The organism is Bacillus sp. EB106-04-04-XG123 (genome assembly GCF_058791855.1).
In genome coordinates this window covers 1-14884 of record NZ_JBYTDZ010000007.1, presented here as the reverse complement: position 1 = coordinate 14884, position 14884 = coordinate 1, and the positions used below count along the sequence as shown (strand labels likewise).

Sequence of the window (14884 nt, the reverse complement as noted above, 5' to 3'; positions counted from 1 at the left end):
CTCTATTCTCCTAACGGATAACGTTTTCGATACACTTCATACATCAATAGACCAGCGGCAACTGATGCATTTAAAGAAGTAACCTTCCCGGCCATAGGCAGTTTAATCAGAAAATCACACTTTTCCTTAATCAATCGCCCAATACCTTTTCCTTCACTGCCAATCACAAGAGCCAGCGGCATTGTACCATCAAATTGTCTGTAATCCTGTTTAGCAGACGCATCTGTTCCCGCAACCCAGATTCCTCTTTCTTTCATTTCATCAAGGGCTCTTGAAAGATTGGTCACTTTTGCAACAGGAATATGCTCAATTGCTCCAGTGGATGCCTTAGCAACTGTTGTTGTTAGACCGACCGCTCTCCTTTTTGGAATGACAATCCCGTGTGCCCCTACAGCATCTGCCGTACGCATAATCGATCCTAAATTATGCGGATCTTCAATTTCATCTAAAATCAGAAAGAATGGCTGCTCATTCCGCTTTTCAGCAATTTGATACAGATCGTCCAATTCTGCATATTCATATGCTGCTACTTGTGCAACGATTCCCTGGTGCTGACCTGTCACCATTTGATCAAGCTTTTTCCTCGGAACATACTGAATGGTGATATTTTGCTTTTTAGCGAGTTCAATGACCTGCTGGGCTTGTCCTTTTACAGTGTTTTCTGCCATCCAGAGCTTGTATAACTCCCGATCTGACTTCAGTGTCTCAATCACTGCATTTTTCCCAATGACATAATCATGTTGCTGACTCATTTGTCTTCCTCCCTGACGTTCCAATTTCAATCGCCTGACCAATCAGCTCTTCTAAGCGTTCGTCCTGCTTTTCGATAAATAAATAACCCATGAGCGCTTCAAACGCTGTACTATAACGATACGTTTGAACGTCCGTGTTTTTAGGCACTGTGCCTGATTTTGCGTTTCTTCCTCTTTTCAGCACCGCTTCTTCTGCTTCAGTGAAAAAGCCTTGCTGCTGAAGCGTAAATAAAATAGAAGCCTGTGATTTAGCTGAAACAATTTTGCTTGCTCGTTTGTGCAGCTCATTTGGTTTTGTCGCCCCCGTTTGGAGGAGGTGATGCCTCACATATACTTCAAAAATGGCATCACCCATATAAGCTAGCGCAAGTCCGTTCAGCTGTTTACCGTCTTTCAGCTTTTCAAAATTCAACATTGCCTATTCTCCTCTTTTCCAGCGAGTACCTTGAGGAGTGTCCTCCAACACAATATTCATGTTCTTTAATTGGTCACGAATTTGATCAGATAGGGCAAAATCACGATTTCTTCTAGCTTCATTACGTTTTTCAATTAACGCTTCTACCTCTTCGTCAAGCGTGTGCTTTTCTTCTAATGAGAAGCCAAGAACAGACGTAATTTCTTGGAACAAACCGATAAATGCCTTGATCACTTCCTCCGAAGTATGATCATTTTCCATATAATAATTCGCCTGTTTCGCTAATTCGAATAAAACAGAGATCGCATTTGCTGTATTGAAGTCATCATTCATTTCAGAAATAAATGTCGCACGCTGTTCTTCAATTTTTGCCAGCCATTCAGCATTGTCTTCCGTGATATTCGTGCTGCTCTCGAGACGGTGATGTAAATTCGCATACGATGTTTTGAGTCGGTTAAACGCACTCTTTGTACTTTCTAATAAATCCATTGAGTAGTTAATTGGGTGACGATAGTGAACCGACAACATAAAGAAGCGCAGGACATCAGGATCTTGTTCTTTCACAATGTCATGCACCAGCACAAAGTTGCCAAGTGATTTTGACATTTTTTCATTATCAATATTAATATACCCGTTATGCATCCAATACTTCGCAAAAGGCTTCCCTGTCAAAGCCTCAGATTGGGCAATTTCATTCTCATGGTGCGGGAATGTTAGATCCTGTCCTCCAGCATGAATGTCGATCGTATCACCTAAATATTTTTTGACCATTGCCGAGCATTCAATGTGCCAGCCTGGGCGTCCTTCGCCCCATGGGCTATCCCATGAGATTTCCTGATCCTTTGCAGCCTTCCAAAGAGCAAAGTCCAGTGCATCTCGTTTCTTTTCACCTACACGAATACGGGCGCCTGTCTTCAGCTCATCAATTGATTGGTGAGAAAGCTTTCCATACCCTTCAAATGAACGTGTGCTGTAATACACGTCGCCATCTGCTTCATAGGCGTAGCCTTTTTCAATCAATGTCGCAATAAACGCAATGATATCATCCATGTTTTCCGTTACTCGCGGGTGAAGGTCTGCTTTTTTGCAGCCTAGTGCACTGACGTCTTCAAAGTAAGCTTGGATAAACCGGTCAGCAATTGTCGGCACATCTTCTCCGAGTTCATTGGCTGCTTTGATGAGTTTATCATCCACATCTGTAAAGTTTGATACAAAGTTCACATCGTAACCGCTGTATTCTAAATACTTACGTACAGTGTCATAAACAATAGCAGGTCTAGCATTCCCGATATGAATGTAGTTATAAACGGTTGGTCCGCACACATACATCTTGACCTTTCCTGGCTCAAGCGGGACAAATTCTTCTTTCTTACGTGTCAATGTATTATAAATATTGATTGTCATGATTGTTCTTCCTTTCTGCTCAATGAAGCCAGCTCACCTTTTAGCTTTTCCATTTCTCGTTCCAATTCTTTAAAACGATCGGAAATTGGATCTGGCAAATCTTGATGATTGAGATCACGATTGATTTTCTTTCCATTTTGAACGACGACTCGCCCAGGTATACCGACAACGGTGGAATGGTCGGGTACGTCCTTTAACACAACCGACCCCGCTCCAATCTTGGCTCCTTTTCCAACTGTAATGGAACCAAGCACCTTGGCACCTGTCGCAATAAGGGCATCGTCTAAAATGGTCGGATGCCGCTTTCCCTTTTCTTTCCCTGTTCCCCCTAATGTCACGCCTTGGAAAACAGTGACGTTGTCTCCAATTTCACATGTTTCCCCGATCACAACGCCCATGCCGTGATCAATGAAGAACCGCCTGCCAATGGTTGCCGCTGGGTGAATTTCCACCCCTGTGAAAAAACGGCTGACCTGAGAAATGATCCGCGCAATAAAATACAGCTTCCGCTTATAAAATGCGTGCGCAATACGGTGAGCCCAAATCGCATGAAGCCCTGAATAGGTTAGCACTACTTCAATATAGCTTCTAGCAGCAGGATCTTGATCAAACACAGTATCAATATCTTCTTTCAGCATTTTGAAAAACACATGCTCCCCCCGTTCTTCCCCATCAATCTCTCTTAGGACTTGCTCTCTTTTTTTGGACAAATAAAAAACGCCTCTGCCAAATGACAGAGACGTTTTGAAAACGCGGTTCCACTCTGTTTAGAAAGCCACTTTTCAGCCTTCTCAACTTAATCCCATAACGGAGGATACCGCCCTTGCATACTAACGTACGTGTTCCTCAAGGGTCTTGAGGGTGCATTTCCAACGTCTGCCCATAAGTCTCTTTCAGCCGGTGGAGACTCTTTCTGTGATGGACGAGTACATTGTACTTCTCCCTCGCAACGATTTCCTTATATTTGTTTAATGCGGTTTAATACCGTTTCTTTACCTAGTAATTCAATACTTTGCGGAAGTTCTGGGCCATGCGTTTGTCCTGTGACAGCCACACGAATCGGCATGAATAGTTTCTTGCCTTTATGCCCTGTTTCTTTTTGTACCGCTTTAATGGCAGCCTTGATTTCATCAGGTGTGAAAGACTCAAGCTGTTCAAGCTGACCTGCAAAAGATGCCATCACTTCTGGTACTTGCTCCTCTGCTAGAACTTCCTTTGCCTCTTGATTATACTCAATTTGCTCCTTAAAGAACAACTCTGTTAACTCAACAATTTCTGCTCCGTAGCTTAATTGTTCGTGATACAGAGAAATAAGCTTGCGTACCCATGTGTTTTCTTCTTCTGTCAGCTGCTCACTTACCTTGCCTGCTTTTTGAAGATGCGGAAGTGTTAGTGCCACAACCTGATCAAGATCAAGTGCTTTCACGTATTGGTTGTTCACCCATTTTAGTTTATGCATATCAAATAGAGCTGGTGACTTAGAAAGTCGATTCACATCGAAAATGTCGATGAATTGCTCTTTTGTAAACAGTTCTTCTTCGCCCACTGGAGACCATCCAAGTAATGCAATGAAGTTAAACAGAGCTTCAGGTAAATATCCTAAATTCTTATATTGCTCGATGAATTGAATAATTGATTCATCACGTTTACTTAATTTCTTGCGGTTTTCGTTCACAATCAACGTCATATGTCCAAATAGCGGAACATCCCAGCCAAATGCATTAAAAACCATAATTTGTTTAGGCGTATTTGAAATATGATCCTCTCCGCGAAGAACGTGAGTCATTTTCATCAAATGATCATCCACGGCTACGGCAAAGTTATAAGTTGGCGTGCCATCTTTCTTCACAATAACAAAATCACCGATGCCGTCTGTTTCAAACGAAATATCGCCTTTAACCATGTCGTCAAATTTGATGATTTCTCCTTTTGGCACTCGGAAGCGGATGCTTGGCTCTCTTCCTTCAGCAACCAGCTTGTCCTCTTCTTCTTTTGATAAATGACTGCATTTACCAGAATATCGAGGCATTTCACTGCGGGCGATTTGTGCTTCACGCTCTGCCTCTAGCTCTTCAGCCGTACAATAGCACTTATACGCCAAGTCCTTCTCTAAGAGCTCGTCATAATATTTTTTGTAAATATCATTTCGCTCTGATTGTCTGTAAGGACCGTAACCGCCATCTTTATCAATGCTCTCATCCCAATCAATACCTAGCCATTGCAGGTGGCGAAGCTGGCTTTCCTCCCCGCCTTCTACATTACGCTTTTGATCCGTATCCTCGATTCGAATAATAAATTTGCCGCCTTGGCTGCGTGCGAACAAATAGTTGAAAAGAGCCGTTCTAGCATTCCCAATATGTAAATGACCAGTTGGACTCGGTGCATAACGAACACGCACTTCATTTCCCATGAGTTTAACTTCCTTTCATCTGCATCATGTTGTCTGACACCAATTTTTTATAAACGTATTTTATCATCAAAACCCATTCTCATCAAAATGGATTTTACTTTTTCTGAAGAAGCACTGTTGCCTGAGAGGCAATTCCTTCGCCTCTTCCTGTAAATCCGAGTTTCTCTGTCGTTGTTGCTTTGACGTTCACCTGTGTGACATCTGCCTCAAGTGCTTCTGCGATTTTCTCACACATTGGTTGAATGTAAGGTGCCATTTTTGGTTTTTGCGCCATGATGGTGCAGTCAATATTCACAAGTGTGTAACCTTTTTCTTTCACAAGTGCCCACACATGCTGCAATAATTTAAAAGAATCTGCATCCTTAAACTCAGGATCTGTGTCTGGGAAATGTCTGCCGATATCTCCTTCAGCAATCGCACCCAGGCAGGCATCTGCCACTGTGTGAAGCAGTACGTCAGCGTCTGAATGCCCTAGCAGTCCCTGTTCATAAGGGATGGTGACCCCGCCGATAATCAGAGGTCTCCCCTCTGTTAATTGATGTACATCAAAGCCTTGTCCTATTCTCAACATGATCTATTACCCTCTTTCCGCATCCATAATTGCCTTGGCAACTAATAAATCATCCGGTGTTGTCAGCTTAATATTGGTATAGTCTCCTTGGACAATATACACATTCTCGCCATGTAATTGTTCAACAAGACTGGCGTCATCTGTTCCAAGGAAGCCTGTCCGCTCCGCATGTTCATGCGCCTCTTTTAAAATAGAATGACGAAAAGCTTGTGGGGTCTGGACCGCCCACAAGCTCTGACGTTCAATGGTTTGTTCCACTTTGCCTTCTTGAACGCGTTTGATTGTGTCTTTCACTGGTACCGCTACAACTGCGGAGCCTTTTTCAATCGCTGCTTTAACGAGCAAGTCAATCTGTGTATGCTTAATAAAAGGCCTTGCCCCATCATGAACAAGCACGATGTCCGCATCTTTCACAGCCTTTAATCCTTCGTATACACTTTGCTGACGTTCTTCACCGCCAGTGACAAGTGAAACAGGCGTTTGAAAAGCGTGTACCTTGAGTAGCCTTTCAAAGTCTTGACGCTCCTCCTCATTGATCGCTAGGATCATGCGTTTGCATTGTGAATGAGCGTCAAACACCTTTAATGTATGAATGATGACCGGCATTCTTTTCAGCTCGATAAAAAGCTTATTGCGGCCGGCCTTCATTCGTTTCCCCTGCCCCGCAGCCGGAATAACTACTTCATAATACATGTTCGTTCTCCCTTTAGAGCGCCTTCTCCAGAAGTTTTGGCTTCGCAAAAATCATTCTTCCAGCAGCAGTCTGCAGCACACTTGTGACGAGTACATCGATGTCTTTTCCAATGTAATTGCGTCCTTCTTCGACCACAATCATCGTACCGTCATCTAAGTAAGCAACACCTTGGTTATGCTCTTTCCCATCTTTGATGACCTGTACCTTCATTTCTTCCCCAGGCAGTACAACCGGTTTAACCGCATTGGCTAGATCATTGATGTTTAACACTGCTACTTTTTGAAGTTCGCATACTTTATTTAAATTAAAATCATTGGTCACAACAACACCTGAAGTTAATTTCGCGAGCTTCACAAGCTTGCTATCAACCTCTTGAATGTCTTCGAAGTCACCTTCGTAAATTTCAACTTTAATATCCAACTCTTTTTGAATACGATTTAAAATATCAAGACCTCTTCGGCCTCTATTTCTCTTTAACACATCTGAGGAGTCTGCAATATGCTGTAATTCCTCGAGTACAAATTGAGGAATGACCATGACGCCTTCTAAGAATCCAGTTTGGCAAATATCTGCGATTCTTCCATCAATGATAACACTTGTGTCTAAAATTTTCAGCTTTTTATCTTCTATTTCAGGTTCATCATCAGCTGCTCCTTTTTTCTTGCTGACCTTTGCAGACCGGGAGAACAGCCCCATCATTTCATCCTTCTTCTTAAAGCCTACCTGAAACCCAAGGTATCCTAAAAAGAAAGCCAGGAAAATCGGAATAATGGTACCAAAAATATGATATGGGATATTGTTTAGCGGGATCACGTTTACAATAAGATATGCTAGAATAAGTCCAAATACTAATCCGAAACTTCCAGATATAAGATCAGGAAGAGGCGCCTTCAATAGAGAATCCTCGATCCATTTCACCCAATTTACCACATAACCTGTGCACCATTTGCCGATGATCAAGAATACAGCGGCTCCTATTAGTGCTGAAGAGTAAGCATTTGTTATGAAAGGTATGTCCTTTACATTTAAAAGCAGAAATAACTCTGGAATGATAAAAATCCCCACAACTGCACCAAAAATGATAAAAAACGCCTGAACGATTCTTTTTAACATACCTTCACCTCCTTTATTTTTCATCTGTCAATCCACCTTCATCTGACATTGATATATGTTTAAGTTTCCTATCATGAGCAACAGAAAACAAAACCATCATTAATATACCCATATTCATCCATTTTTAACCGTAATAGAGAAAAATTTCTCTTCTTAAAGCTGACGGTCGATATAATGTTTTTCTTGTAACCTTTTTAATCCTTTTTTTATCTTTTTCGCTCTTACTTCTCCAATTCCTTCTACTTCATCCAATTCTTGTACATCCGCTTCCATAATTCGATCTAGCACACCGAATGCTTCAACCACATTTTCAACGATCGGCATTGGCAGTCTAGGGATTTTATGGAGCAACCTGTATCCTCTTGTGTACACATATTCGTCAATATTTGTAGAAGCTGGATATCCAAGTAACTTGTACAGAATGGAATCATCTAAAAGCTCAAAGCTCGACATATCTTGAAGTTGTTTAAGCAGCACATACGGATCTTTGATCTTTTCTTTCACGTAATCTTTAATAAATAAAGCCGCTTCCTGCTCCATATCTGTAATCAGCTCATTGACCTGCAGACGGATCAAGTGTCCTTCTGTTCCGAGCTCTTTGATATACATATTGATTTCATTTTTGATTCTGAGTACCATTTCGTAGCGGTGCAGCACGGATAATACATCACCAAAGGTCACAAGCTCTTCAAATTCTAGGGCGCTTAACGCAGAAATGGCGTGATCTAAAATGGTTTTATATTTCTCAAGTGTTTGAATGGCTTGATTCGCCTTTGTTAAAATAAAACCAATATCTTTCAGCGTATAACGACGATTCCCTTGGTATAAGGTAATGACGTTCCTCCGTTCAGAAATGGCGATGATTAAGCAGCCTGTCTGCTTCGCTACACGCTCAGCCGTCCGGTGCCTCATGCCTGTTTCCGATGAATGGATGGTGGCATCTGGCATCAGCTGTGTATTCGCATACAAGATTTTTTGACCAGAATCGCTAAGAATAATAGCCCCGTCCATCTTCGCCAATTCATATAAATGTGCTGGGGAGAAGGCAGAATTAATGTGAAATCCTCCATCTACCACACTCTTTACTTTGTCATTATAACCAACAACAATGAGCCCGCCAGTATTGGCTCGCAAGACGTTTTCAATCCCTGCCCGCAGAGGTGTTCCTGGTGCCACAAACTGTACAATATCTAAGAGATCGAGTTCTCTCGCTCCTTTTTTCTCTTTTTCCATTTCTATGATCCCCCTAGTGAAATTCGAAGTGCCTCCGCTACATTTTCTACACCAACTAACTCAATCCCTCTCGGCTTTTTCCATCCGTCTATATTCGCCTGAGGAATAAACATTCGCTTAAATCCTAGTTTCGCAGCTTCCTGCACTCGCTGTTCAATTCTTGATACTCTTCTGACTTCTCCCGTCAGACCGACCTCTCCTATAAAGCAATCCGCTTGATGCGGCGCTGCGTCTTTAAAGCTTGATGCAATACTGACGGCAATAGCTAAGTCAATCGCCGGTTCGTCAAGCTTCACACCGCCTGCGACCTTTAAATACGCATCTTGGTTTTGCAAGAGCAGCCCCACGCGTTTTTCTAAAACTGCCATGAGCAGCGATACTCGATTATGATCAAGGCCAGTGGCCATTCTTCGCGGATTCCCAAAGCTTGTCGGGGAAATTAATGCCTGTATCTCGACAAGTACGGGTCTTGTTCCTTCCATTGAGGCAACAACACACGAACCAGATACACCTGCCGACCGCTCTTCTAAAAAGATTTCTGATGGGTTCAATACTTCCGTGAGTCCTTCCTCTCTCATTTCAAAAATCCCCAATTCATTCGTTGAACCAAATCGGTTTTTGACCGCCCGTAAGATACGAAATGTATGATGACGCTCGCCTTCAAAATAAAGAACCGTGTCCACCATATGCTCTAAAAGTCGCGGACCTGCGATCGAGCCTTCTTTGGTCACGTGACCAACGATAAAAATAGGAATCCCATTTGTCTTGGCAATTTTCATCAGCTGTGCTGTACATTCTCTTACTTGAGATACAGAGCCGGGAGCTGACGTGATATCGCTTTGATAAACGGTTTGAATCGAATCCACCACAACAAAAGCCGGTTTCATCTCCTGTATAGCAGACGTTATATACTCCATATCGGTTTCAGCCAAAACATGTAAAGAGGCGCTTTCAATGCCAAGGCGGTCCGCTCTTAGCTTCGTTTGTTTAATGGACTCCTCACCAGATATGTACAACACATTCTGATTTTTATCTGAAAGCTGTGCTGATACTTGTAATAATAATGTGGACTTCCCAATCCCAGGGTCTCCGCCAATGAGAACAAGAGAGCCTTTGACAATTCCACTTCCTAATACTCGGTTAAATTCTTCTAAATTCGTTTTAATTCGGGGTTCTTCGGATGTTTCAATTGCAGATATAGGTGAAGGTTTTTGAATGGTTTGAACAGAATGATTAAAAGCACTACGACGGTTTGCCGGCTCTTTGCGAACGACCTCTTCTGTCATACTGTTCCACGTGCCGCAGCCTGGACATTTCCCCATCCATTTGGCTGACTCATAACCGCACGATTGGCATATAAATTTTGATTTTGTCTTAGCCATAGATTGAAGAATACAACTCCTTATACTGGTCAGAAAATAAGTAAAGGGAGGCATACACCTTGCTGGTATGCCTCACACTTTTTTCTTACTATATTAGTTCGTAGCAGCCGTCGCTTTTACGACAATTTCTCCATCTTCCACATCTAATACGATATGTTGACCTTTTTCAATATTGCCCTTCAGAAGCTCCTCAGAAAGTCGATCTTCTACATGCTTTTGAATCGCTCTTCTTAACGGACGCGCACCGTACTCAAGATCTACTCCTTCGTCGGCAATCTTCGCTTTTGCTGCTTCCGTCAATTCAATTGATAGGTCTTGTTCTTTTAATCGTTTTGTCAGTTGATCAGACATGAGAGACACGATCTCTTTGAGATGTTTCTTCTCTAGCGAGTGGAAGACAATGATTTCATCAATACGGTTGATAAACTCAGGTCTAAACGCACGTTTCAACTCGCCCATCACTTTGCCTTTCATATCCTTGTAATTTTGACTTTCATCCTGCACGTTAAAGCCAACGTATTTATTGCGCTTCAACTCACTAGCTCCAACGTTTGATGTCATGATCAAAATCGTATTTCTAAAGTCAACGGTACGCCCTTTAGAATCCGTCAGACGACCATCTTCTAATACTTGCAGTAAGATATTAAATACATCTGGATGCGCCTTTTCAATCTCGTCTAATAGAACGACAGAATAAGGTTTTCTTCTCACTTTTTCAGTCAGCTGTCCACCTTCATCATAACCGACATATCCTGGAGGTGACCCTACAAGTCTGGATGTAGAGTGTTTCTCCATGTATTCAGACATATCAATACGGATCATTGCTTCTTCATCACCGAAAATAGACTCGGCGAGTGCTCTTGCAAGCTCTGTTTTACCAACCCCTGTTGGTCCTAAGAAGATAAAGGAACCGATTGGACGTTTTGGATCTTTTAGGCCTGCACGCGCACGTCTCACAGCTTTCGCTACAGCAACAACGGCTTCATCCTGCCCGATCACACGAGAGTGGAGCAATTGTTCCATATTCAGAAGCTTATCTGTCTCCGTTTGAGCAATTTTCGAAACAGGCACTCCCGTCCAGCTGGAAACGACCATTGCGATATCATCTACAGATACCTCTGAATTCTCTTGTCCCTGCTTTTCTTTCCATGATTTCTTTGTGACTTCTACTTTTTCACGCAAACGCTGCTCTGTATCGCGAAGAGAAGCTGCTTTTTCAAATTCTTGACTTTGAACTGCCGCATCCTTTTCCTTGCGTACTTCATCCAGATTTTGCTCTAGTTCTTTTAGGTTAGGCGGTGTTGTGAACGAACGTAAACGGACTTTCGAACCTGCCTCATCAATTAAATCAATCGCCTTATCTGGAAGGAATCGGTCAGAAATATAACGGTCGGACAGCTTCACTGCCGCCTCAATCGCTTCATCTGTAATAGACACACGGTGATGTGCTTCATACCGGTCTCTAAGTCCTCTTAAGATTTGAATACTCTCATCAACAGAAGGCTGATCTACTTGAATTGGCTGGAAACGTCGTTCAAGCGCAGCATCCTTTTCAATGTATTTACGGTACTCATCTAACGTTGTCGCCCCAATACATTGAAGCTCACCACGTGCTAAAGATGGTTTTAGAATATTAGACGCATCAATCGCACCCTCTGCTCCACCAGCACCAATGAGTGTATGAAGCTCATCGATAAAGAGAATGATATTTCCTGCCTGACGAATTTCGTCCATGACTTTTTTCAAACGATCCTCGAATTCACCACGATATTTCGTTCCAGCTACAACAGTTCCCATATCCAGTGTCATTACTCGTTTATCACGTAGGATTTCAGGCACTTCGTTATGAATAATTTGCTGTGCAAGACCTTCTGCGATGGCTGTTTTACCAACACCAGGCTCACCAATCAGCACAGGGTTATTTTTTGTTCTTCTACTTAGGACCTCAATGACACGTTGAATTTCTTTGCTTCGGCCAATGACTGGGTCCAAGCTGTCCTCTTTTGCGATAGCAGTCAAATCTCTTGCCAAGCTATCAAGTGTTGGTGTATTTGCATTGCTATTAGAGCCTGCCGCAGATGCACCTGTTTCATTGCTTCCAAGCAGCTGCAGGACTTGCTGACGTGCTTTATTTAAGCTCACTCCGAGGTTATTTAAGACACGGGCAGCGACACCCTCTCCCTCACGAATAAGACCTAATAGAATATGTTCTGTCCCTACATAGGAATGACCTAGCTTTCTTGCTTCATCCATTGAAAGCTCAGTGACCTTCTTCGCTCTAGGCGTATAATGAGGAATAGCTTGAGACACCTCTTGCCCTCTTCCAATCAAGCTTTCGACTTCTTTTTGGATTTTATCTGAAACAAGGCCCAGTGCTTCTAACGCTTTGGCAGCGATGCCCTCCCCTTCACGTACAAGGCCAAGTAAAATGTGCTCAGTACCAATATTCTTATGGCCTAGGCGAATGGCTTCTTCTTGTGCAAGTGCTAATACCTTTTGAGCTCTTTCAGTGAATCTTCCAAACATCATATCGTTTCATCCTCCTGTCCATTCCTATGCATTTCTAAGCGCAGCCTTTCTCTAATAATCGCTGCTCGTTTTATATCTCGTTCATTTGGCTCCAAGGCTCCTCCTGAATATTGTTGAAGGAAGCCAGGCTGGGTCAAAATCATGAGTTCATTCAGTATATTACTTGAAAGCCCCTTAATGATACCTAAATCAATTCCAAGCCGCACATCTGACAAACACTTTGCTGTTTCTTTTGATTCAATCATACGACAATTGGCCAAAATTCCCAAGGACCGGTACACTCTGTCCTCAAGTTCAATTTTAGATGTTTGATATAAAGCTTTTCGTGCAGATCGCTCTTGTTCAATGAGCTGAGCGGTCACACTATTCAAGTCATCTACAATGTCTTCTTCTGATTGACCAAGTGTCATTTGATTTGAAATTTGAAAGATGTTCCCTATTGCTTCGCTGCCCTCACCATAAATTCCTCTGACCACAAGTCCTAATTGATTAATGGCGGGAATAATACGATTCATTTGTCTCGTGAGCGCTAATGCCGGTAAATGCATCATGACCGAAGCCCTAATACCTGTACCTACATTAGTCGGACAGCTTGTTAAGTATCCTCGCTTTTCAGAAAATGCATAATCCACTTGATCTTCAATCCAGTCATCTACCTGATTAGCCGCTTTTAGTGCATTGGCTAGCTGAAAACCTGGGAATAAGCATTGGATTCGAATATGGTCTTCTTCATTCAACATCACACTAATTTCTTCATTCTCAGAAAGCAAACAGCCGCCAAATCTTGATTCAGCTAAATTTGGGCTGATCAAGTGCTTTTCAACAAGTACCCTCTTTGCTAAAGGCTGCGTTTCATTCATTCGAATCAGAACAAAGTTTCCAATGTCCTTCACTTCCTGGCTAGCAAACTTTTGCTCGAATTGCTGGAGAACAGCTTCAGCTTCTTCTTGAGAAAACTGAGTTGGGAAACGAACATGCTCTAGATTGCGCGCTAGCCGGATTCGACTGCTTAGAACAATGTCACTTTCTGGTCCTTTTTGTTTCATCCACTGACTTAGAGCGTCTTGAATAAAATGCTGGAGCGACATGTCGTTAATCTCCCTCCCTCTGCTGAGATTGCTCATGCTCTAATGCACGAATTTGATCTCGAACTTCCGCTGCTTTTTCGAACTCTTCCTGTTCAATCAGCTGCTTCAGCTCTTGCTGCATTAACTCAAGTTTCCGGCGGACATGCAGGCTGCCGGCAATTCGTTTTGGGACTTTCCCATTATGGACTGTATTTCCACTATGGACTTTCCGTAAAACAGGGTTCAGATACTGATCAAATGTGCGATAGCATTCTGCACAGCCAAATCGGCCTGTTTTTCTGAACTGCTGAAAGGTTAAGCCACACTTAGGACATTGATCCACTTCTTTCGCTTCTTGAAAAATAGATGAGCCCTTGTTAGCACTTGTGGTGAAGCTAGGATCAATATTTAATAAGCCTGATAATAAGTTGTGAATCGAGAAACCTTGGTTTCCACTCATAGCATATGAGTCACTGTTTTCTTTTGCACATTGTTCACATATGTGCATTTCTTGTTTTTCTCCATTTATAACTTTCGTAAAGTGAAAAGTGGCTGGTCTCTCATTACATTCTTGACAAATCAATCTTTTCACCCGCTTTACTTTAATTTCAGAGCATTTAACATCGCTTTCATCATCCGAGCTCGCAGTTCATCACGTTCAGGTAAATCAATATGCAATACAGAACGGTCCATGACACTAATCATCATCTTAGCTTCTCTTTCAGATAAAATGTTATTTTCAACAAGACGCATGATGATGTGATCAGATGCAGCCTGTGATAAACGATGATATATTTGGGAAATAATGTTGTTCAATAAGTCCACTTCATCATTCATTTTGACTTTAATGATGCGGATATAGCCACCGCCGCCACGCTTACTTTCAACGATATAGCCTCTCTCGCTCGTAAAGCGTGTATTGATAACATAGTTAATTTGTGAAGGTACGCATTGAAATTTATCTGCAATTTCATTGCGTTTAATTTCTAATATTTCTCGACCGTTCTGATCCAAGACTTCCTTCAAATACTGCTCGATGATATCAGAAATATTTTGTGCCACTCCGCCTCCTCCTCCATTGACTTTGACTATATTTGACTTTAATCTTACTATAAATTTTTTCGGTCGATTTTTCAAGATAATCGCTCAACTAACAATATTATTTCCACATTTATATGGTGCCAAACCTCCAAAAAACACAAAAAAGACCAGTTCCAAATGGAACTGATCCTGATAGAAGCTTGGCGGCGTCCTACTCTCACAGGGGGAAACCCCCAACTACCATCGGCGCTGAAGAGCTTAACTTCCGTGTTC

At 42.3% G+C, this 14884-nt stretch carries 14 protein-coding genes, 1 rRNA gene and 1 other annotated feature; all 15 genes read right to left on the bottom strand.

What is annotated here, in order from left to right:
• Positions 1–2: 2 nt before the first annotated feature.
• Positions 3–752 carry a 23S rRNA (guanosine(2251)-2'-O)-methyltransferase RlmB gene (gene rlmB, locus AC3WTB_RS18385; RefSeq protein ID WP_024425588.1) on the bottom strand — a complete coding sequence of 250 codons (750 nt, stop codon included), beginning with the start codon at positions 750–752 and terminating at the stop codon, positions 3–5.
• Positions 736–1167, bottom strand: coding sequence for a Mini-ribonuclease 3 (locus AC3WTB_RS18380; protein ID WP_247544715.1), 432 nt, complete (start codon positions 1165–1167; stop codon positions 736–738). The genes rlmB and AC3WTB_RS18380 overlap by 17 nt, the downstream gene beginning before the upstream one ends.
• 3 nt (positions 1168–1170) lie before the next feature.
• Positions 1171–2571, bottom strand: a complete 1401-nt coding sequence (gene cysS, locus AC3WTB_RS18375; RefSeq protein ID WP_034283904.1) for a cysteine--tRNA ligase — start codon at positions 2569–2571, stop codon at positions 1171–1173.
• Entirely contained in the window at positions 2568–3221 is a 654-nt protein-coding gene (gene cysE, locus AC3WTB_RS18370) for a serine O-acetyltransferase (protein WP_034283914.1), read from the bottom strand. The genes cysS and cysE overlap by 4 nt, the downstream gene beginning before the upstream one ends.
• 82 nt (positions 3222–3303) lie before the next feature.
• Positions 3304–3530 (bottom strand) — a binding site (T-box leader).
• The gene (gene gltX / locus AC3WTB_RS18365) at positions 3530–4981 is read right to left on the bottom strand and encodes a glutamate--tRNA ligase (protein ID WP_492334085.1); all 1452 of its coding nucleotides are present in this window, start codon (positions 4979–4981) and stop codon (positions 3530–3532) included. (Overlaps the previous feature by 1 nt.)
• Positions 4982–5075: 94 nt before the next feature.
• The gene (ispF, locus tag AC3WTB_RS18360) at positions 5076–5552 is read right to left on the bottom strand and encodes a 2-C-methyl-D-erythritol 2,4-cyclodiphosphate synthase (protein WP_492334084.1); all 477 of its coding nucleotides are present in this window, start codon (positions 5550–5552) and stop codon (positions 5076–5078) included.
• Between the two features lie 6 nt (positions 5553–5558).
• A complete protein-coding gene (ispD, locus tag AC3WTB_RS18355) occupies positions 5559–6245 on the bottom strand; it encodes a 2-C-methyl-D-erythritol 4-phosphate cytidylyltransferase (RefSeq protein WP_041084742.1) in 687 nt (228 codons plus the stop codon).
• A 13-nt stretch (positions 6246–6258) separates the two neighbouring features.
• Positions 6259–7359, bottom strand: coding sequence for a PIN/TRAM domain-containing protein (locus tag AC3WTB_RS18350; protein ID WP_047203808.1), 1101 nt, complete (start codon positions 7357–7359; stop codon positions 6259–6261).
• A 153-nt stretch (positions 7360–7512) separates the two neighbouring features.
• Positions 7513–8592, bottom strand: coding sequence for a DNA integrity scanning diadenylate cyclase DisA (gene disA / locus AC3WTB_RS18345; protein WP_024425581.1), 1080 nt, complete (start codon positions 8590–8592; stop codon positions 7513–7515).
• Between the two features lie 2 nt (positions 8593–8594).
• The gene (gene radA / locus AC3WTB_RS18340) at positions 8595–9974 is read right to left on the bottom strand and encodes a DNA repair protein RadA (RefSeq protein WP_025092231.1); all 1380 of its coding nucleotides are present in this window, start codon (positions 9972–9974) and stop codon (positions 8595–8597) included.
• 93 nt (positions 9975–10067) lie between these two features.
• Positions 10068–12503 carry an ATP-dependent protease ATP-binding subunit ClpC gene (clpC, locus tag AC3WTB_RS18335; protein ID WP_492334083.1) on the bottom strand — a complete coding sequence of 812 codons (2436 nt, stop codon included), beginning with the start codon at positions 12501–12503 and terminating at the stop codon, positions 10068–10070.
• The gene (gene mcsB, locus AC3WTB_RS18330; protein ID WP_492334082.1) at positions 12500–13591 is read right to left on the bottom strand and encodes a protein-arginine kinase McsB; all 1092 of its coding nucleotides are present in this window, start codon (positions 13589–13591) and stop codon (positions 12500–12502) included. Before mcsB ends, clpC begins: the two co-directional genes overlap by 4 nt.
• 4 nt (positions 13592–13595) lie before the next feature.
• On the bottom strand, positions 13596–14153 hold the full coding sequence (gene mcsA / locus AC3WTB_RS18325; RefSeq protein ID WP_024425862.1) for a protein-arginine kinase activator protein McsA: 558 nt from the start codon (positions 14151–14153) through the stop codon (positions 13596–13598).
• A gap of 14 nt (positions 14154–14167) precedes the next feature.
• Positions 14168–14632 carry a CtsR family transcriptional regulator gene (locus AC3WTB_RS18320; RefSeq protein WP_003217184.1) on the bottom strand — a complete coding sequence of 155 codons (465 nt, stop codon included), beginning with the start codon at positions 14630–14632 and terminating at the stop codon, positions 14168–14170.
• Positions 14633–14809: 177 nt separating this feature from the next.
• Positions 14810–14884 (bottom strand): 5S ribosomal RNA (rrf, locus tag AC3WTB_RS18315); the annotation flags it as partial.